The 18,624-nt window shown below is 72.8% G+C and carries 13 protein-coding genes; 5 read left to right on the top strand and 8 right to left on the bottom strand.

Going from position 1 to position 18,624, the window contains the following annotated elements:
- Positions 1-112 precede the first annotated feature (112 nt).
- Positions 113-1,498: a tetratricopeptide repeat protein gene (locus ElP_RS16220; protein ID WP_145271019.1), complete on the top strand. Its 1,386-nt coding sequence runs from the start codon at positions 113-115 to the stop codon at positions 1,496-1,498.
- Positions 1,499-1,514: 16 nt separating this feature from the next.
- On the opposite strand, the gene ElP_RS16215 is transcribed toward ElP_RS16220, so the two are convergent.
- Positions 1,515-2,267 (bottom strand): hypothetical protein, encoded by a 753-nt coding sequence (locus ElP_RS16215; RefSeq protein WP_145271017.1) that lies wholly within the window; start codon positions 2,265-2,267, stop codon positions 1,515-1,517.
- 278 nt (positions 2,268-2,545) lie between these two features.
- Here ElP_RS16215 and ElP_RS16210 point away from each other — a divergent pair, with 278 nt between their 5' ends.
- The 3 genes from ElP_RS16210 to ElP_RS16200 all read left to right on the top strand — a co-directional run bounded on the left by ElP_RS16210 (position 2,546) and on the right by ElP_RS16200 (position 7,017).
- Positions 2,546-4,273, top strand: coding sequence for a serine/threonine-protein kinase (locus tag ElP_RS16210; protein WP_145271015.1), 1,728 nt, complete (start codon positions 2,546-2,548; stop codon positions 4,271-4,273).
- A gap of 108 nt (positions 4,274-4,381) precedes the next feature.
- Positions 4,382-6,088: a SpoIIE family protein phosphatase gene (locus tag ElP_RS16205; protein ID WP_145271013.1), complete on the top strand. Its 1,707-nt coding sequence runs from the start codon at positions 4,382-4,384 to the stop codon at positions 6,086-6,088.
- A 221-nt stretch (positions 6,089-6,309) separates the two neighbouring features.
- Positions 6,310-7,017, top strand: a complete 708-nt coding sequence (locus tag ElP_RS16200) for an RraA family protein (RefSeq protein ID WP_145271011.1) — start codon at positions 6,310-6,312, stop codon at positions 7,015-7,017.
- A 104-nt stretch (positions 7,018-7,121) separates the two neighbouring features.
- On the opposite strand, the gene ElP_RS16195 is transcribed toward ElP_RS16200, so the two are convergent.
- The 3 genes from ElP_RS16195 to ElP_RS16185 all read right to left on the bottom strand — a co-directional run bounded on the left by ElP_RS16195 (position 7,122) and on the right by ElP_RS16185 (position 9,498).
- Positions 7,122-7,574: a hypothetical protein gene (locus ElP_RS16195; RefSeq protein WP_145271009.1), complete on the bottom strand. Its 453-nt coding sequence runs from the start codon at positions 7,572-7,574 to the stop codon at positions 7,122-7,124.
- Positions 7,575-7,606: 32 nt separating this feature from the next.
- Positions 7,607-8,092, bottom strand: a complete 486-nt coding sequence (locus ElP_RS16190; RefSeq protein ID WP_145271007.1) for a hypothetical protein — start codon at positions 8,090-8,092, stop codon at positions 7,607-7,609.
- 212 nt (positions 8,093-8,304) lie between these two features.
- Positions 8,305-9,498: a pyridoxal phosphate-dependent aminotransferase gene (locus tag ElP_RS16185; protein WP_145271005.1), complete on the bottom strand. Its 1,194-nt coding sequence runs from the start codon at positions 9,496-9,498 to the stop codon at positions 8,305-8,307.
- A gap of 401 nt (positions 9,499-9,899) precedes the next feature.
- On the opposite strand from ElP_RS16185, the gene ElP_RS16180 reads away from it, so the two are divergent.
- Positions 9,900-11,180 (top strand): beta-ketoacyl-[acyl-carrier-protein] synthase family protein, encoded by a 1,281-nt coding sequence (locus ElP_RS16180; RefSeq protein ID WP_145271003.1) that lies wholly within the window; start codon positions 9,900-9,902, stop codon positions 11,178-11,180.
- A gap of 77 nt (positions 11,181-11,257) precedes the next feature.
- On the opposite strand, the gene ElP_RS16175 is transcribed toward ElP_RS16180, so the two are convergent.
- From ElP_RS16175 to ElP_RS16160, 4 genes are all read right to left on the bottom strand, one after another.
- Positions 11,258-14,407 (bottom strand): protein kinase domain-containing protein, encoded by a 3,150-nt coding sequence (locus ElP_RS16175; protein ID WP_145271001.1) that lies wholly within the window; start codon positions 14,405-14,407, stop codon positions 11,258-11,260.
- A gap of 176 nt (positions 14,408-14,583) precedes the next feature.
- Positions 14,584-15,759 (bottom strand): LptF/LptG family permease, encoded by a 1,176-nt coding sequence (locus ElP_RS40665; protein ID WP_261344437.1) that lies wholly within the window; start codon positions 15,757-15,759, stop codon positions 14,584-14,586.
- Between the two features lie 55 nt (positions 15,760-15,814).
- Positions 15,815-17,044: an LptF/LptG family permease gene (locus tag ElP_RS16165; RefSeq protein ID WP_145270999.1), complete on the bottom strand. Its 1,230-nt coding sequence runs from the start codon at positions 17,042-17,044 to the stop codon at positions 15,815-15,817.
- 94 nt (positions 17,045-17,138) lie between these two features.
- Positions 17,139-18,356 carry an aminotransferase-like domain-containing protein gene (locus tag ElP_RS16160; protein ID WP_231749753.1) on the bottom strand — a complete coding sequence of 406 codons (1,218 nt, stop codon included), beginning with the start codon at positions 18,354-18,356 and terminating at the stop codon, positions 17,139-17,141.
- Positions 18,357-18,624: the final 268 nt, after the last annotated feature.

The following is an 18,624-nucleotide window of genomic DNA, read 5'->3' as shown; positions in this document are numbered from 1 at the left end:
CCCGATCGCCGGCACCGGGCCGGGATCGATCGGGCACGCCCCGGCCTGGTACGATGGCCCGACGCATTGACCTCGGGGCTCCTTCCCCCCCGCGCCGAGACCGGGAGCGACGATGGACGACGGGCGGATCGACTCGGGCCGACCGGCACGATGGCCCCTCCTGCTGGCGGTGCTCGCGCTGGCGGGCCTCCTCGGCTGGGGCTGGGTGATGATGGGGGGCGACGGCCGGGTCGAGGTGCCCGGCGGCGTCGGGGTCGCCCGGGCCCGGACGTTGCTCGAATCCGGCCGGGCCGGGGAGGCCCGCGAGGTACTCGCCGCCATTTCCCGGCCGGACGGCGAGGCCCTCTGGCTGCTGAGCCGGGCCGAGTTGCAGCTCGGCCGGGTCGACGAGGCGTCGGCCGCCCTCTCCCGGGCCGGGGCGGCCGGCCTGGTCGAGGACCCGATGCGGGCCGAGCCCTCGCCGTTCGTCGGGTCCGGCCGATGCGCCGAATGCCACGCCGAGATCGCCCGGTCCCAGCGGTCGAGCCACCACGCCCTGACGCTCCGGGACGCCTCGGGGCCGGGGGAGTTCCCCCTCCCCGACGGGCCGGTCGTCGACCCCGAGGAGCCGACGGTCTCGCACCGGATCGGCCGGGAGGGGGACGGGGCGTTGGCCGTCGAGACCGAGGCGGCCGGCGAGCAGTTCCTGGCCGTGATCGACCGCCTGGTCGGCTCCGGACGCCACGCCATGACCCCCCTGGGCACGGACGAGCAGGGCGGGCCCCGGGAGCTCCGGCTCTCGCACTACGCCGGGGGGGTCGGCTGGGACCTCACGACCGGCCACCCCGAGCACCCCGGCTCGCCCGACGGCTTCCTCGGCCGACCGCTTGGGAGTGCGGAGCAGGACCAGTGCCTCGATTGCCACTCGACCAACTTCCGGGAGGTCCTGGCCGGCTCCGGCCCGACGCTGGCCGACGGCGGGATCGGCTGCGAGCGGTGCCACGGGCCGGGGGGGAACCACCTGCGGGCCGTCGACCTCGGGTTCCCGAGCCCGGCGATCGCCCGGCCGAAGCGGGCGACGGCCGGGCAGGTCCTCGCCCTCTGCGGGGACTGCCACAAGCCGCTCGACGCCGGGCCGCCGATGTTCGCCTCCGACGAGCCGATGTTCGTCCGGTTCCAGGCCGCGACCCTGGTCCGGAGCGCCTGCTCGACGAAGTCGCCGGCCTCGGCCAAGTTCGATTGCGTCTCCTGCCACGACCCGCACCGCGACGCCGAGGCCGACCCGGGGTTCTACGAGGCGGCCTGCCTGTCCTGCCACTCCGGCCCCGGACGCCCCCCGGCCGGGGCCGCCCTCCCCCCAGCCTCCCAGGTCCCCTGCCCGGTCGATCCCCTGCGGGGCTGCGTCGGCTGCCACATGCCGAAGCGCCCCAGCTCCATGAGGCACGCGATGTTCACCGACCACCACATCCGGGTCCAGCAGGACATGCCGATGGGACCCGGTGGCCGGGCGGCCGAGTAAGGTCGGCCCGACCCGGTCAGGGCACGAACTGGTTCATCGGCACGTCCTTGTAGACGACCATCCGCCCCAGGGCCAGCGACTGGGGCCCGGCGTTGATCGGCAGGAACCAGACCGAATCCCCGGGCCGGACGAAGCTGGGGGAGCCGATGGTCACCTGGGTGATCGACATCCCCCCGGCCCCGGGGACCACCTGGGCCACCTGGTTGCCCGGCGTGGCGATCACGATCGGGGAGGCGCTGATGAGCGGGCCGACCACGTGGCGACGCTGGGGGATCAGCTCCTCCCCGGGCAGCAGGGTGAACTGGCCGAAGGTGTTCATCTGGTAGGGATCCGTCGGCGTCATCACCCGGTTGAAGCCGACGAGCACCAGGGAGGTCGGCGAGACGAGCGACCGGGCCGCCCCCTCGTACAGATCGAGGTGGCCGGTCACGAGGCTGCCGTTGCTCAGGTCCATGCCGGTGGCCTCGGCCAGGGTGCCCGGCGCGGCCATCGCCAGGCCGGCCGGCCAGCGGATCACGAACAACTCGATCGCGTTGAAGGAGACGGGGAACTGCTGCCCGGCGGCATTCTCCAGCACCAGCCACTTGGGCGTGGCGGTGATCACCCGGGCCCAGCTCCCCCCCGGCTCGAACCTCGGGGGGGAGATCCCGGCCATGCCCGCCCCGCCGGTGAAGGGGCCCTGGGCCCCGGCCGTCGGCGGCCCGGGCAGGGCCAGCAGGGCCGAGGCGGCCAGGGCCAGCATCGACCGGAGGATCGTCGGTCGGGGCATCGTGGGCGGCTCCCGGGGGTGGTCGCGGTGTCCGGCTCCGCCCCCGGGCCGCCGGCCCGGGGGGGCACCCCCCCGATTCTATCCCGGGGCCGGGCGTCGCGGCGAGCCTCCATCGCCGCCACCCCGCCCCCCGGGGCGCCCCGATCCTGGACAAATGAACCTTGGCGACGGTTCATGTTTGCAGGCGGGCCCCGGGGGCACTAGACTATGCGGGACCCCGTTCGACAGCCCGAGGCGAAGGGCGTCGGGGCGCCGATCGGCGCCCCGACGGGCCGATTATGACCAACTCCGAGACCACCGCCGGATGGCAGGGTGACGGCCCCTCGGCCGGCGGGGGCCCGGCGCGCGACCTGACCGGGCAGCTCGTCGGCGGCGACTTCCTCGTCGACCGGCCCCTCGGCCGGGGAGGCATGGGAGAGGTCTACCTCGCCCGGCAACGGTCGCTCAACCGGCCGGTCGCCCTGAAGGTGCTCAAGCCGGAGCTGGCCAGCAACCCCACCTATCTCAGCCGGTTCGAGGTCGAGGCCACCGCCGTCGCCCGGCTCAATCACCCGAACATCGTCCAGGTCTTCACCCTGGGGCACCACGGCGACCTCCGCTTCATCGCCATGGAGTTCGTCCAGGGGACCAACCTCCGCGAGTACCTGACGAAGAAGGGGACCGTCGAGTTGCCCCTGGCCCTCTCCTTCATGCGGCAGACCTGCCAGGCGATCGCCGCCGCCGGGGACCTGGGGCTGATCCACCGCGACGTCAAGCCCGAGAACCTGCTGCTGACCCGCAAGGGGCAGGTCAAGGTGGCCGACTTCGGCCTCTGCCGGGAGCAGGGGGCCGACGCCCTGCAGCTCACCCAGGAGGGCGTCACCCTCGGCACCCCCATGTACATGAGCCCCGAGCAGGTCCGGGGCCACGCGCTGGACCACCGCAGCGACCTGTACTCGATGGGCGTCACCTTCTACCACATGCTCGCCGGCTCCCCGCCGTTCCGGGCCGAGTCGGCCGTGGCCATGGCCCTGAAGCACCTGCAGGACACGCCGATCGACCTGGCCGTCCACCGGCCCGACCTCCCCCCGGAGCTGGTCGCGCTGGTGATGAAGCTGATGGCCAAGAAGCGGGAGGACCGCTACCAGTCGGCCCGGGAGGTCGACCGGGAGCTGGCCCGGCTCAAGGGGATCGTCTCGGCGACCCGGGCCGTCGCGGCCGCCCCCTCCCCCTCCGGGGAGATCCCGGCCCAGGACACGCCCCCCCCCGCCGGCCCCCGGCCCGGGCGGGGCCGGCCGATCGCCCGCCGGGCCTGGTCGGCGTTGAGCGACCCGAGCGTCGGCGGCGGCACCCTGGCCCTGCTCGGCGTCCTCGGCCTGGTCGCCGGCGCGGCCCTCGGCTGGTCGGACCGGCCCCGGGACCCGACGGCCGCCGGCCCCCCCCCCGGGCCGGCGGCCTCCTGGATGGCGCCGACCTGGGAGGACATCCCCCGGCAGCCCTCCCCCCGGGCGCAGCTCCGCTACGCCCAGCTCGTCGCCCGCCCCCAGGACCGCCCCGCCGCCCTGCTGGCCGTCCCCGGCCACTTCCCGGGGGACCCGGGCTGGGCGCTGACCTCCTACACGCACCTGGCCCGCCTGCTGTTCGGCCGCCTCGACCGGGACGGCCTCGTCGCCCTGGCCGAGTCGCTGGAGGCCGCCCCGGGGACCGGGGCCGAACCCGACGCCCCCCTGCCCCGCCTGGCCGAGATTTGCCGGGCCGCCGCCGCCGCCCTGGACGACCGCCCCGCCGACGTCGTCCGGCAGCTCACCGCCCTGGCCCCGGCCCCCTCGCACCTGGAGCCCGGCTCCGCCGAGCTGGCCCTGGAGGTCGTCGAATGGGCCCGGGGCGCCCCCGGGGCCGAGGCCCAGGCCCCCCAGTGGGACGACCTCCGGGACGACCTCTTCGAGGCCCTCCGCCTCATGACGCTCGACCCCGCCGATCGGTTCGAGCCGGGGAGACGCCGCCCCCCCGGCCGGCCCTCGCCCTAGCCCGGGCCCCGGCCGCACCCGATCGGATCCAGTCGACCGCCCCCGGACGCAAGCCCCCGCACCGCACCGCACCCGCATCACCTGCGACGGCCCTCGGAGTTCCCGGCGATGCCTTTCCTCCGCAGAGAGAACGGCGATCAGCGAGGCCAGTGCATCGAGCTCAAGGGGGATTCCTTCCTCATCGGCCGCGCCCCCGACTGCAACCTGGTGCTCGACCCGCAGGGCGTCAGCCGCCGACACGCCCAGATCGGCCGGGACGCGGGCAAGTTCTACCTCGAAGACCTCGGCTCGCGCAACACCACCAAGCTCAACAACGAGACCGTCGCCCCCTGGAAGCGCCTGCCCCTGAAGCCGGGCGACCGGATCAACATCTGCGACGTCGAGTTCGTCTACCTGACCCGGTCCGCCGCGCGGGAGTCCGAGGACTCGGAGGTGATCGTCACCGACCAGATCGAGGAGTCGACCCTCCACACCCTCGACGCCTCCACCACCCGGGTCTCCGGCTCACGGGTCTCCCCGGAGCGCAAGCTCGAGGCCGTGCTGGACATCACCCGCAACCTCTCCAGCGCCGTGCAGATCGACGCCGTGGCGCCCAAGATCCTCGACACCCTCTTCGAGATCTTCCCCTCGGCCGAGCGTGCCTTCCTGATCCTCAAGGACCCCCAGACCGATCGCCTGCTCCGCAAGGCCTTCAAGCACCGCCACGGCCGCCCCCCCCGGACCGGGCTCGGCGCTTTGGCCGCAGCCGCGGCGGCCAAGGAGGACGAGCCGCCCACGAACATCAGCCGGTCGATCGTCAACCACGTGATGGAGCGCAAGCAGGCGGTGCTCAGCCAGGACGCCGGCAACGACGCCAACCTGCCCGTCGCCGCCTCGATCGCCGACCTGAAGATCCGGTCCGTCATGTGCGCCCCGCTGATGACGCCCGACGGGCAGGCCCTGGGCATCATCCAGCTGGACACCACCTCCGCCCGGCAGTTCCAGCAGGAGGACCTCGACCTGCTGGTCGCCATCGCCTGCCAGTCGGCCATCAGCATCCAGAACGCGCGGATGTACGAGGACCTGCTCAACCAGGAGCGCGTCCGCCGCGACCTGAGGCTCGCCGAGCAGGTCCAGCGCAGCTTCCTGCCCGACGCCGTCCCCAGGGCCGACGGCTACCGGTTCTTCGCCTACTACCACGCCGCCTACAACGTCGGCGGCGACTACTACGACTTCGTCCCCCTGCCGAACAACCGGCTGGGGATCGCCCTGGCCGACGTCTCCGGCAAGGGCATCCCCGCCGCGCTGATGATGGCCAAGTTCTCCGGCAACACGCGGTACTGCATCCTCACCGAGAACGCCCCCGCCCCGGCCGTCACCATCCTCAACGACCAGCTCTGCGAGGCCGACCTGGAGGAGCGGTTCATCACCCTGAGCCTCGGGGTGCTCGACCTCTCCACCGGCCGATTCACGCTCAGCGCGGCCGGCCACCCCCCCGTGTTCATCCGCCGCAAGGGGGGTGGGGTCGAGGAGTTCGGCGCCGACGTCTCCGGCTTCCCCCTGGGCATCATGCCCGCCTTCGAGTACCAGCAGCGCGAGGTCCAGCTCGAGCCCGGCGACGTGGTCGTCGTCTACTCCGACGGCATCACCGACGCCCGGAGCCCCGAGGGGGATCTCTACCACACCGTCGACACCCCCCGCCTCCTGAACCGGGTGGCCGAGCTCTCCGGCGACCCCGAGGCCGTCGGCAAGGGCATCCTCCAGGAGATCCGGGAGTTCTCCACCGGGGAGCCCCAGGCCGACGACATGACCATCATCTGCTTCGGCCGCGTCTGAGGCCCGTCCGATCCCCCCGATCACGGCCGTGCGACGCCCCCCAAAATCCGCCGACGCCCCTCCGGCCCTCGCCCCCGAGGGCGGGGGCGAGGGGCGGAGGCGACTGCGTTCGCGCGGGATCGCCCCGGATAGACCATCCGCGGCCCTCGCTGGCCTCCTGCCCCCGGCGTTGCTAGACTGCCCGGATCGACCCGAACCCGGCCCGCCGGAGCGCCCTCCCCATGTCCGACTCGCCCCTGAGCCCCGAGGCGATCGAGCGGTTGAAGCGGTACAACACGCCGACCGTCTCCAACGCGATCGAGGTCTTCGACGTCCGCCCCCGGCACGTCGGCTACCTGCCGCACCGCATCCGAAGCCTGACGCCGGGCCTCGGCGTGATGGTCGGCTACGCCGTCACCTCCCAGACCAGGGCCTCGCACGACCCCGACGCCAAGGGCCCGGATCTGAACGCCGACTACCTCCGCTACGTCGCCTCCCGGCCGGGCCCGAAGGTGGCGATCGGCCAGGACCTCGACCCCGAGCCCGGCCTCGGCGCCCAGTTCGGCGAGGTGAACGCCACGATCCACAAGAAGCTCGGCTGCGTCGGCCACATCACCGACGGCTGCCCCCGGGACGTGGACGAGGTCGAGGGCCTCGGCTTCCAGCTCTTCGGCCTGAACCTCTGCGTCAGCCACGCCTACGTCCGGCTCGTCGACTTCGGCAAGCCCGTCACGATCGCCGGCGTCGAGATCAAGCCCGGCGACCTGATCCACGCCGACAAGCACGGCGTCTGCATCATCCCCATCGAGATCGCCGACCGGGTGGCCGACGCCTGCGACCAGGTCGAGCAGCTCGAACGCCCCCTGCTCGAATGCTGCCGATCGGCCGACTTCGACCTGGAGCGCTACATCCAGCTCCGCGCCGAGATGAAGGCGAAGGTCCGGGAGTAGCCCGGATGGCTCTGGAGATCCTGTGCAGGGTAGGTCGCACTACGCGGACCCACCCTGCAGGAACTCCGGCCCCGATCCCGGGTCCAGTCCACCCTTGGGGACGATCAGCGGGATGGTCCGGCCCTGGCCAGCCAGACCAGGCGGCCGAGGAGCAGCGCGGCCGCCAGGCCGAACACCGCACAGACGGCGGCGAGCACGCCGAGGTATCGGAGCGGCAGCGACGGATCGAACAGGTCGGCGATGCCGCCCGATGCGACCACATCCCCCAGGATGACCACGAGCGGAACGGCCGCGCAGGAGAACAACGCGAGCGCGGTGCAGAGCCAGATCGAGGCGAGCACCATGCCCCGCCGACGGCCTCGCTCGTCGAGCACCAGGGCGCAGACGGTCATGGCAAAGGGGAGCGTGATCGCCCCCGCGACGACCCGGCCGAGGAGGCCCCCGTCTCCCGGCTCGATGACGGGCGGGAGGCACGCGAAGACCAGGGCGGCGCACGCGACCAGCTTGACGAGCTGGATCAGCGAGAGCCGGAACCGCGGCCGGGCGTCCTCGGTCATGGGCCCCATCCCCGACACCCGGGAGACACCGGTCAGAGCGCCGCGTCACCCATGTGGGAGGTCCGGTGCCTGGAGACGACCACCGGCTCCAGGCGGCGCTGGGAGACGATCGCCTCGTCGGGGCGCATGTCGTCGAACCACTGGCCGTCGGTGGTCCACCGGCCGTCGACGTACTCGAACAGGGCGGTGGCGAAGGGGGGGGGCAGGTCGGTGAAGGGAGGGGGGGCGAAGCGGACGGCGACCAGGGCGTTGAGGGTCCGGGTCTTGCGGTCCCGGGCCCAGGCGACCTCGGGGCACCAGTCGGCGTCCTCCTCCCAGCGTTCCCGCTCCTCCGGGTCGAGCCGGCCGAGCGCGACGAGGAACCGGGCCTCCAGCCGTTCCCGCTGCTGGCGGAACCGCTGGCGGGCCTTCTCGAACCCGACCTCCTCGCAGATCTCCCGGATCGGCCTCCGGAGGATCAGGTAGGCCATCGTCAACGAGGCCGGCAGCAACATCCCTGCGACGAGATACCTGGTCATGGCCGCTCCCCCGCGGGTCGCCAGGCGGAGACTGGAGCATTCATTGTAGGAGATGCCGGACGCGCCGGGCAAGGTGCCGTCGCGCCCCTCGCACCTGCCGGGCCCCATGCGAATCGCAGGCCGGGCGACGCGCGCCGGTCGATGTCGGACGCGGGAGGGCCGATCGACGGCGGCCCGGTCCCGGCCGCCCGGCCTCGCCCGGCCCCCCCCGATCACCCCTCGAGCATCGCTCCCAGGGCGTCGAAGCCGCGTCCCAGGGTGTCCATGCCGGTGGCGAAGGAGATGCGGACGTACCCCTCGGCCCCGAAGGCGGAGCCCATCACCAGCGCCACCCGGGCGGAACTCAGTGCGGCCTGGCAGAAGGAGGTGGAGTCGGTCACCTCGACCCCGCCGATCGTCCGGCCGAAATGTTTTTCGACGTTGATGAAGGCGTAGAAGGCGCCCCGAGGGGGCGTGAAGGAGACGTCCTTGAGGCCGGCGACCCGGTCGATCACGTAGGCCCGACGCTTGGTAAACTCTCCAAGCATCCGCGCGATCGCGTCCTTCGGCCCGGTGATCGCCTCCAACGCGGCCCACTGGCTGATCGAGGAGGGATTGCTGGTTTCCTGGCTCTGCAAGGCCCCCATGAACTTCGAGACCGACGCCGGGGCCGCCGCCCAGCCGATCCGCCAGCCGGTCATGGCGTAGGTCTTGCTCACACCAGAGATCGTCACCGTCCGGTCGGCCAGCCCCGGCCGGAGCGAGGCGAAGACGTGGGCCCGCGCGCCGTCGTAGGTCAGCTCCTCGTAGATCTCGTCGGAGATCACGCCGACCTCGGTCTCCAGGACGGCGTCGGCGAGCGCCTCCAGGTCGGCCTTGTCGTAGATTGCCCCCGTGGGGTTGGAGGGGCTGTTGATCATCAGCAGCTTCGACCGGGGGGTGACGGCCTGCCGGAAGCGGTCGGGGGAGAGGAGGAAGCCCTCGGCCTCGGTGGTGGGGATGATCACCGGCTCGGCGCCGGTCAGGCGGACCAGCTCGGCGTAGCTGACCCAGTAAGGCGCGGGGATGATCACCTCGTCCCCGGGGCCGCAAAGGGCCATCAAGGCGTTATGAATGGAATGTTTGGCGCCATTCGAGACGACCACCTGCTGGGGATCGATGGGCAGACCTGCCGAAGAGGAGTAATGCCGGGCGATCGCCTCCCGCAGCGGGGCGATCCCGGCGGCGGGGGTGTAATGGGTCTTCCCCTCGGCCATGGCGCGTTGGGCGGCCCGGCAGACGTTCTCGGGCGTCGGGAAGTCGGGCTCGCCCAGGGTGAAGTCGAAGACCTCCACCCCCGTGGCCTTGAGCCGGGCCGCCTCGGCCGCCATCGCCATCGTGGCCGAGGGGGCCACCCACTTGGATCGTTCCGCCAGGCGGAGGGACATCGAACGCTCTCCCCGAGTTCCCCGGAGCCGATGATTTCCGAGCACGACCCGACCGCCGGGCGGGCCCGACCGGGCCCCGCCCCTCCGACCGCGTCGCCGACCCGCGCCCACCCGACGCGGCCCCCCATTCTAGCAACCCCGGACCCCGCGGTCACTCGGCCGGTTCGCGGCGGGTCGGCGGGCCGATCGCCGGAAAAGGCGAGCCAACCGAAGCAAATGCGCCGAACCTCCCAGAGTGGCTATTCTAACTTGCTCCCGCGTTGTCCGCATTGTAAGATGCCCAATGAGCCAGGCATCGCCCGACCGGCGCGACGACTGCGGAGCCGGTGTCGCCGGGTCGAGGGCCTCGACGAGATGGACACCGCGGACGATCGCAGCACCGAGGCGAGGGGGGATAGTCGATGCGCCGGGTGGTGATCACGGGGATCGGGATCGTCGCTCCGAACGGCGTCGGTCGCGTCGCGTTCAGCGAGGCGATCGCCGAAGGCCGTTCCGGCGTCGGCCCGATCGAGAGCTTCGATGCGACCGGCCTCCCCGTCCGGATCGCCGGCGAGGTGAAGGGGTTCGACGTGACCCCCTACCTCGGCGAGCACAAGAAGAACGCCAAGGTGATGAGCCGGGCGGTGAACTTCGCCGTCGGGGCCGCCGCCCTGGCGGCCGAGGACGCCGGGATCGACCCCGACCGGGTCGACCCGGCCCGATTCGGCGTCTGCATGGGCACCGGCATCACGCCGATGGCCCTGGGCGAGTTGGCGGCGCCGATCGCCGCCGGCATGGCCCGGGACGGCACGCTCGACTGGAAGCAGTTCTCGATCGCCCAGGCCGAGTCGATGTTCCCGCTCTGGCTGATGAAGCACCTGCCGAACATGGCGGCGGCGCACATCTCGATCCTGCACCAGGCGATGGGGCCCAACAACACGATCGTCACCGCCTGCGCCGCCGGCACCCAGGCCGTGGGGGAGGCCTTCCGGCTGATCGCCCGGGGGGACGCCGACCTGATGCTCGCCGGCGGCTGCGACAGCCGGCTCGACCCCCTGCTGCTGGTCGCCTACCAGGCCATGAACGCGCTGAGCCGCTCCACCCGGGCCCCGGCCGAGGTCTCCCGCCCCTTCGACGGCGAGCGGGACGGCTTCGTCCTGGGCGAGGGCGCGGCGGTCCTGATGCTGGAGAGCCTGCAGAACGCCCGACGCCGACGCGCCAAGATCTTCGCCGAGGTCACCGGCTACGGCTCCTCCTTCGACGCCTACGGCATCACCCGCCCCGAGCCCACCGGCAAGGGGGCGGCGCTCTCCATCCACGCGGCCCTGAGGGAGGCCAAGACCGACCCCAGCGCCGTCAACTACATCAACGCCCACGGCACGAGCACCCGGCTCAACGACATCATGGAGACCAACGCCGTGAAGCGCGTCTTCGGCCACCGGTCGAAGACGATCCCGATCAGCTCGCAGAAGTCGATGGTCGGCCACCTCATCGGCGCCTCCGGCGCCCTGGAGGCCGCCGCCACCGCCATCACCCTGGACCGGGGCGTCATCCCCCCCACCATCAACCAGGCCACGCCGGACCCGAATTGCGACCTCGACTACGTCCCCAACACGGCGAGGGAAGATTCCGTGCGGGTGGCGATGTCCAACAGCTTCGGCTTCGGCGGCCAGAACGCCTCGCTGGTGCTGGCCCGGGTCTGAACCGCGACCCGCCCGGTCGGGTGTCCCCGTCGGGCCGCCCGCGCGTGCCTCATGGCAAATGGCCCGGGGCGAGGCGGTCAGGGTGACGGCAAGGAGTCCGAGCGGAGCCGGTCGACCTCGGACCAGAAGGTGCGCCACTCGGCCCGCTCGGCGACGGGCAGGCGGGCCAGGGCGGACGGGCCCCGGACGGGCGCCAGGTCGGGGTCCGTCTGCCATCGCCTCAGGGAGAGCTCGACCACGAGGCGGCCGGCGGGGGCATCGGCGTCGAGCAGCTCGGCCCAGCGCCCCAGGTCGGCCCGGAGCCAGGAGAGCGCCCGACCCCGGAGTTCGGCCCCGGCGGCGGGGCCGCCCGCCGGGTCATCCGAGGCCTCGGCGGCGGCCCGGACGGCGCATCGGGCGGCGTCGGAGCGGTGCCGGGCCCGTCGGTCCTCGCCCAGCCCCGATCCGGCCCCCAGGGCCTCGGTGAAGAGGCGGGTGGCGTCGGCGTAGGCCCGGGCGTCGTAGGCGAGCATGGCGAAGTCGATCGCCTCGGCGGCGTCGGCCGGGGCGTCGTCGCCGGAGATCACGCCCGGGAGCCTCGGGGCCAGTGCCGCCTTGCGCTCGATCCCCCGCACCCATTCCGGGCCGTAATCGGGGTCCAGGGCCTTCACCTCGCCGAGGGCGGCGAGCGCCTCCTCGTGTCTCCCCCGGGCCGACATGGTGCCGGCGAAGGAGGCGTGGAACACGAGATCCGCGATCCCGAGCCGGGTCGCCTCCCGGTAGGCGGCGATCGCCTCGTCGAGCATCCCCCGGCGGGCCAGCAGCTCGATCAGGTCGAGGCGGAGGCGGGTGGAGTCGGGCCGTCGGGCGATCTCGGCCCGCTTCACCGCGACCGCGCGGTCCAGCACCGGCCCGGCCTCCTCGGCCCGGCCCCGGTCGAGCAGGAACAGGCCATGATCCCCGAGGATCTCGAACCGGTCGGGGAGGCGGCGGCCCAGGTCGTCGTAGATGCGTCCCGCCTCCTCGTCCCGTCCCAGTTGCCGGAGCAGCACCGCCATGTAGAACGCCGAATCGGGCCGGAGGGCCCGGGCCACGGTGTAGTAGCGGAGCGCGTCCTCGGGCCGGTTCACCTGGGTCAGCACGTAGCCCAGGGTGAGGTTGATCCAGAGGTCGTCGGGATGGCGGACCACGGCGCGTTCCAGCAGGGCCGCCTCCCCCTCCATGTCCCCGGCCCAGGCCAGGGCCCAGCCCAGCAGGACGGCCGTCGGGGCCGGCAACTCATCCGCCTCCGGGTCGGTCGCCAGCCCCCGAAGCGCCGGGAGTTGGGCCCCCAGGGCGCCCCGGTCCCGGGCCGAGAGCAACAGGTCTCGGAGCCGACTGCGGAAGGGGTCGGGGTCGGCCGCCCGGCCGATCTCCAGGAGCGTCCGCTCCAGGCCGGGGGCGCCGCCCCCCCCGAGCATCATGAACCAGTCGTCCAGGTAGGGGACCAGCGCGACGACCACCGGCCCGGGACGGCGACGGAGGCGGGCCACGACCTCGTCGACCGGGAGCGACCGGAGGTCCAGGTCGGCGTCCCGGAAGGCCTGGGCGTATCCCTCCTCGGACGGGACCAGGCCCTGGAAGGCCCGGAGGACGCGGAGCTCGGCCAGCCTCCGGAGCAGTTGCGCGTCGCGCTCGGCGTCCTGCAATCCGGCCCGGGCGTCGGCCCGCTGCGCGGCGAGCATCGCCAGGGCCCCGGCCCCACCCCCGGCCACCTCGTCCCGGGCTCCCCGGATCGCCTCCAGCGCCTCGTCCCAGCGGCCCGGCTCCTCGGGCCGGCGTCGGGCCCGGTCGATCAGGGCCCCCACCTCGGCCAGCCCCCGGGCGGCGCGGGTCGCTCGGTCGTGGCCCCGCCGGACCTCGTAGGCGGTGGCCAGGCCGCCGAGGGCCATCAGGGCCAGGATCGACGCGGCCAGGCCGAGCTGGAGCCGTCGCCTCGAGCGTTCCGCCCCGGCCCGGGCCTCGGCCACGGCCCGGTCGCGTTCGGCCTCGCGCAGCCGACGCTGGACGCCCGCGAGGTGGGCGGTCAGGCGGGAGGCGACGACCCCGGCATCGCGGGGGCGGGCGCAGGGGTCGACGGCCAGGCAGTCCCTCGCCAGGGCGATCAGCTCGGCGTCGGCCCCGCAGGGGCCGAGGCGGGCCAGCGCCTCGCCCGTGTCCCCCCGGGCCGCCCGGCGGCGGACCTCGTCGGCGGCGCGGCCGGCGTACGCCGGCTGCCCGGTCAGGATCTCGCAGAGGATCGAGCCCAGCGCGAAGACGTCGGACCGCTCGTCGAGCCGGCCCACCTCGCCCCGGGCCTGCTCGGGGCTCATGTACGCCGGGGTGCCCAGGATCGACCCGGCCCGGGAGGGGTCGGAGCCCGACCCGTCCCCGATCGCGTCGTCGATCGACTCCGGCTCGTCGACCTCCTCGGCCGGCCGGTCGTCGGTGACCCCTCCCCGTCGGAGGAGCTTCGCCAGGCCCCAGTCCATGACCTGGACCTCGCCGAAGCCGCCGACCATCACGTTCGGCGGCTTGAGGTCCCGGTGGACGACCCCGCGCGCGTGGGCATAGCCCATCGTCTGGCAGACCTGCTCGAAGACCCCCAGGAGCCTCGGCAGCCCGTCGGCCGGCGACGGCCGGCCGGCCAGCAGGGCCGCGAGGGTCCGCCCCTCCACCAGCTTCATGGCGAAGTAGGGGCGTCGGTCGTCGAAGGCGCCCAGCTCGTAGATCGGCACGACGCCGGGGTGCTGGAGCTGGCCGCCGATCCGCGCCTCCTCGACGAACCGCCGGATCAGGTCGGGACGGTCGCGGTGCCGGTCCAGGAGGACCTTGACGGCGACCTCGCGGCCGAGGACCTCGTCCCTCCCCCTGAGGATCGCACCCATCCCCCCCCGGGCGATCTCGCCGAGCAGCCGGATGCGGCACGGTGGGCCGGTCGGGGCCAGGAGCCCGGGGGAGCCGGGCCGGACGAGGGGAGGCTCCGGGCCCTCCTGCGTGTCCCGGAGCGGCCCGCGAGTCGCGTCCCCCTCGCCGGAGGGGAGCGTCTCCATCAGGCCCCCGGGACCGTCGAAGTCGACGGGGGGGGCGGATTCGCCCGAGCGGTCCCGGGCCGGGGGAGGGCCGTCGGGCTCGAGGGGGGCGAAGCAGCGGGGGCATGTGCCCGGGGGGACGTCGGCGGGGAGGTCGGCGCCGCAGGTCGGGCAACGGTCGGGGACGTCGGTGGCCATGCGCGGCCCTCCGGTTCGATCGATGCGAGGTCATCCCCCTCGCACCATCGAATCGTCGCCGAATCGACCGCGCAGGTCGACGGGGTCCCGGGACGTCGACGGCCCGCCGGGGCCCCCGGGGCGGCGCCGGGGGGCATCCTCCCGAGGTCCGGCGGGCATCCCCGGGCCGGCGTCGGTCAGGTCCGGATCGAGTCCCAGCGCGCCGCCGCGATCGTCCCGAAGGCGACCAGCGGCCCCCAGGCGGCGATCATCGGCGTGAGCACCCCGTTGCCGCCGAGGTACTGGGCCACGTTGAGCGTCCCGTAATAGGCGGCCGAGGTCGCCAGCGACAGGCCGAGGTTGAGGAACATGTTCCTCCCCTCGCCGCCGAGGACCAGCGGCAGGGAGAGGAACAGCAGCGCCATGCCCATCAGCGGGCGGAGCATCCTCGTGTGCAGGTACACGGCGATCTCGGTCTTCTCCGGGTCGTTCGACGGGTCGGCCAGGGCCTCGACCAGGTCGGGGGTGGAGGCGTATCGGAACCACTCGCGGTGGTCCCGGGTGATCGCCTTGAAGGAGACGTCGGTCCTGAGGAAGAAGGTCCGGCCGCCGAGATCCGCCAGGCCGTCCTTCGAGGGGGGGAAGCCCGCCAGGCCGTCGGGGGCCTGCAGCTCGATCAGCAACTCGGGGTCGACCGGGGCGTCGGGGGGGCTGACCCGGGCGCGCCGGAGCAGCCAGCCGCCGGAGTGGGGCACGCCGGCGTGCCCGGGGGGGACGTAGGCCGCCTCGGCGGCGTCGACGGTGCCGAAGGTGCCCAGGGCGGGCACGGGTAGGAAGGCGTGGAACTTGGTGACGATCCGACGCCGGGGGTCCCCCTCGCCGCCGGTCCCCACGCTGACGGCGACGCCGTTGCGGTCCTGCCTGCTGTGGAAGGCGGTGACCTGCTTGCCGTCGAAGTGGGCCGGCTTCTGCATCAGCTCGTCGGCGATCTCGGGCATCACCCATTCCTGGTTCAGGACGGCGACGCCGTTGACCAGGCAGGCGGAGATAAGCACCGGGCGGATGACCCGCTTGGTGCCGACCCCGGCGGCGAGCATCGCCAGCAGCTCGTTGTTGCGCTGCATCCAGGTCGCCGTGAAGACGGCGGCCATCATGGCGATCACCCCGCTGAGCCGGTCCAGGAACAGGCTCGTCCGCACGAGGTAATAGCGGCCGATCTTCTTCAGCAGCGCCAGGCCGCCGGCGGCCTGGGTGAACTCGTCGAAGTTGGCGAAGGCGTCGATGACGATGATCAGCCCGACCAGCGAGACGAAGCAGATGACGTAGGCCTTCAGGAAGGCCCAGTAGCGCTGCCTGTCCAGGATCCGCAGCATCCGGCCCCCTCCCTTCCTTGGAAACCCGGCCCGATCCGACCGACCCGCCGCCGGATCAGTGCCGCAGCACCGGCCGGAGCACCAGGCCGCAGAGCACCGCCAGCACGAGGTTGCCGGCCCAGAGGGCCAGGAGCGGCTCGACCATCCCCTCCTTGCCCAGGTTCACGCCGAAGAGGGTGAGCGGGTAATAGATGGTGATGATCGGCAGGAAGCAGACCATGAAGGCCGTGAGGAAGTCCCCCCGGGCCCTCCAGATGCCGACCGGCGTGCCGAGCAGCACGAAGAACAGGGGGCTGAACGCGATGGCCACCCGCATCTGCTTCTCGGTCTCGAGCTTGTCGTAGCGGTGCTCGAAGTAGTCGTAGTCGATGAACGCCTGGCGGACGAAGCCCCAGTTGACCAGCCTCGGCCGGCCCGAGGCGATCCAGAGCGACGCCGCCACCGACTGCCTCCGGCGGTCCTCGACCGACTTCGTCATGCAGAGCTCCTGCTCGTCCATGATCTGGCCGGTGGTCAGCTCCTGCACCGTGCCGACCATGTCCCGGTTGCCGGGCATCGGCAATTCGAGGCGTTCCTTGTCGATCAGCACGAAGTCCGGCCGCTTGTGGTCGCCGATGACGTAGGCGTCCTCCAGGCCGACCACGATCTTCTCCTCGTCCTTGTCGAACCGGATCGCCGCCCGCTCGGCGAAGATGTAGAGGTCGAACGGCGACTCGGCCTCCGGGGACTTGTTCCGGTGCGAGAACCGGGCGCCGACGAGGGTCTTGTCCTCGACGTCCTCCACCTCGATCTTGAACGGCCAGAGCGGGTTGTCGAACGACCGCTCCTTCTTCAGGATCCGGTAGAAGTGCTCCTCCAGGTTGCTCAAGAGCGCCACCTTGGTCTGGTGGGTGGCCCTCGGGATCAGGTCGTTGCTCAGGAAGATCAGGCCGCCGCTGAGGATCGCCCCGACGAGGAACGACGGCAGCATCATCGTCATCGCCCCCTGGCCCGACGCCTTCACGGCGAGCACCTCGTTGTCCGAGGCGATCCGGCCGTAGACGACCGACACCGCGAACAGCAGCGACACCGGCGCCGTGTAGGGCAGGGTGCTCGGCACCGCCAGGGGGAGCATCATGGCGATCTCCCGCGGCCCGAGCCCCACGTCGGCCGCCTTGGCGACCACCACGACGAGCACGAAGATGCTGGTGAGCATCAGCAAGGCCAGCGAGAACGCCTTGGCGACCTGCGCCATGACGTACCTCGGCAGGATGCCGGTCGCGTATCGGCGAAGGAGTCCGTTCACGTCGCGTTCCCTCGCGAGGCCATCGGGGCGTTCCCTGCCCCGGTCCGATCGATCGACTCGGCGCCCGATCCCGTCCCGCCCGACTCAGCCCGTTTCAGGCGACCTGCTCGCCGCAGCTCGCCAGGGCCCCGGCCAGCCGCCGGGCTCCCTCGCGCAACTGATCCTCGTCCGGCACGCCGAAGCAGAGCCGGGCGTGGTTGTTCGGCACCGGTCCCGGCTCCTCGGCGAAGGCGTAGCACCCCGGCACGTAGAGCACCTCGTGCTCCAGGGCCCGGGAGAAGAGCGGCCCCGCCTTGCCCGTGTCCAGCCACTCCGGCACCGTCAGCCAGACGTAGAGCCCGCCCCTGGGGACCGTCCAGCTCACGCCCTCGACCCCGCCGAGGTGCTCCCCCAGCGCCCCGAGCAGCACGGCGCACTTGTCCCGGTAGACCTCGCGGAGCCGGGCCACCTGGGCGTCGTAGCCGCCGTCGCCGAGGGCGCGATCGAGCACCATCTGGGCGAAGTTGTTGGAGCCGAAGTCGTGGTCCCCCTTCAGGCTCAGCACGGGCCCGACCAGCGCCTCGGGCAACACGCCGAAGCCGGTCTTGAGCCCCGGGCTGAAGCTCTTGCTGAAGGTCCGGGCGAGGATGACGCAGCGCCCCTCCTCGTCGTGCCTCCAGACGCTCGACGGCTCCCGGCCCGAGAAGCTCAGGCCCCGATACGCCGCGTCCTCGAGCACGAAGATCTGATGCCCCTTCGACCACCGGTTCGCCAGCTCGACCAGCGGCCCCCGGCGGCCCTCCGCCAGGCTGATCCCGGTCGGGTTCGAGTGCTCGCTGACCGTGTAGATCAGCTTCACCCGGGGCAGGTCGCCCTCGGCCTCGAGCCTGCGGAGCGTCTCCTCCAGCGCCTCCAGGTTCAGGCCGCCCTCGTCCGTCTCCACGCCGATCACCCGGGCCCCCCGCCCCTCGATCAGCCCCATGAAGACGAAATAGGTCGGCGACTCGACCAGGACGACGTCCCCCGGGTCGATCAGCGCCTCGGCCACCAGGTAGAGCAACTGCTGGGAGCCGTTGGTCACCACCGTCCGGGGCACGACGTGCTCGAACTGCCCCGGCAGGGCGTCCTCCTCCCGCTCCAGCCGCCGGACGAGCCGGGCCCGGAGCGACGGGTCGCCGATGGTCGTCCCGTACTGCAAGGCCCGACGGCCGAGGGCCGGATCCCCCAGCAGGGCGTCGACGGCCCGATTGGTGGGATCCAGCGGCAGCGAGGCGGGGTCGACGAACCCGGCGGCCAGGGAGATCAGCCGGGGGTTGTCGAGCGCACGCTTCATCAGGTCGCTGATCGGCGACCCTCCTCGGTCTCGGGCCAATCGACTCAGGGACGACGACGGATTCATGACAGCCGGGGGTGATTGGGGGGGAGAGGGAGCGGAGGACCCTGCTCCATGAAATCTAACAAGTCCCGTTGATCGGTCAACCCGCGGTCGGGGCCGGTCGACCCGCCCGACACGACCCGGGCAGAAGTGGTTCGGGGCCGGGCCAGACTCCGCCCCCCTCATCCCCGGTCGCGGGGAGAGGGCCGGGGTGAGGGGTCCTCGA

The sequence above is a fragment of the Tautonia plasticadhaerens genome, assembly GCF_007752535.1.
GTDB classification, from domain to species: Bacteria; Planctomycetota; Planctomycetia; order Isosphaerales; family Isosphaeraceae; genus Tautonia; species Tautonia plasticadhaerens.
This window is presented reverse-complemented; position numbering and strand designations above follow the sequence as displayed.

What these genes read in the sequence shown, in the direction of transcription:
- ElP_RS16220 (WP_145271019.1), top strand. Translation starts at nt 113, where the DNA reads ATGGACGACGGGCGGATCGACTCGGGCCGACCGGCACGATGGCCCCTC.
- ElP_RS16215 (WP_145271017.1), bottom strand. Translation starts at nt 2,267, where the DNA reads ATGCCCCGACCGACGATCCTCCGGTCGATGCTGGCCCTGGCCGCCTCG.
- ElP_RS16210 (WP_145271015.1), top strand. Translation starts at nt 2,546, where the DNA reads ATGACCAACTCCGAGACCACCGCCGGATGGCAGGGTGACGGCCCCTCG.
- ElP_RS16205 (WP_145271013.1), top strand. Translation starts at nt 4,382, where the DNA reads ATGCCTTTCCTCCGCAGAGAGAACGGCGATCAGCGAGGCCAGTGCATC.
- ElP_RS16200 (WP_145271011.1), top strand. Translation starts at nt 6,310, where the DNA reads ATGTCCGACTCGCCCCTGAGCCCCGAGGCGATCGAGCGGTTGAAGCGG.
- ElP_RS16195 (WP_145271009.1), bottom strand. Translation starts at nt 7,574, where the DNA reads ATGACCGAGGACGCCCGGCCGCGGTTCCGGCTCTCGCTGATCCAGCTC.
- ElP_RS16190 (WP_145271007.1), bottom strand. Translation starts at nt 8,092, where the DNA reads ATGACCAGGTATCTCGTCGCAGGGATGTTGCTGCCGGCCTCGTTGACG.
- ElP_RS16185 (WP_145271005.1), bottom strand. Translation starts at nt 9,498, where the DNA reads ATGTCCCTCCGCCTGGCGGAACGATCCAAGTGGGTGGCCCCCTCGGCC.
- ElP_RS16180 (WP_145271003.1), top strand. Translation starts at nt 9,900, where the DNA reads ATGCGCCGGGTGGTGATCACGGGGATCGGGATCGTCGCTCCGAACGGC.
- ElP_RS16175 (WP_145271001.1), bottom strand. Translation starts at nt 14,407, where the DNA reads ATGGCCACCGACGTCCCCGACCGTTGCCCGACCTGCGGCGCCGACCTC.
- ElP_RS40665 (WP_261344437.1), bottom strand. Translation starts at nt 15,759, where the DNA reads ATGCTGCGGATCCTGGACAGGCAGCGCTACTGGGCCTTCCTGAAGGCC.
- ElP_RS16160 (WP_231749753.1), bottom strand. Translation starts at nt 18,356, where the DNA reads ATGAAGCGTGCGCTCGACAACCCCCGGCTGATCTCCCTGGCCGCCGGG.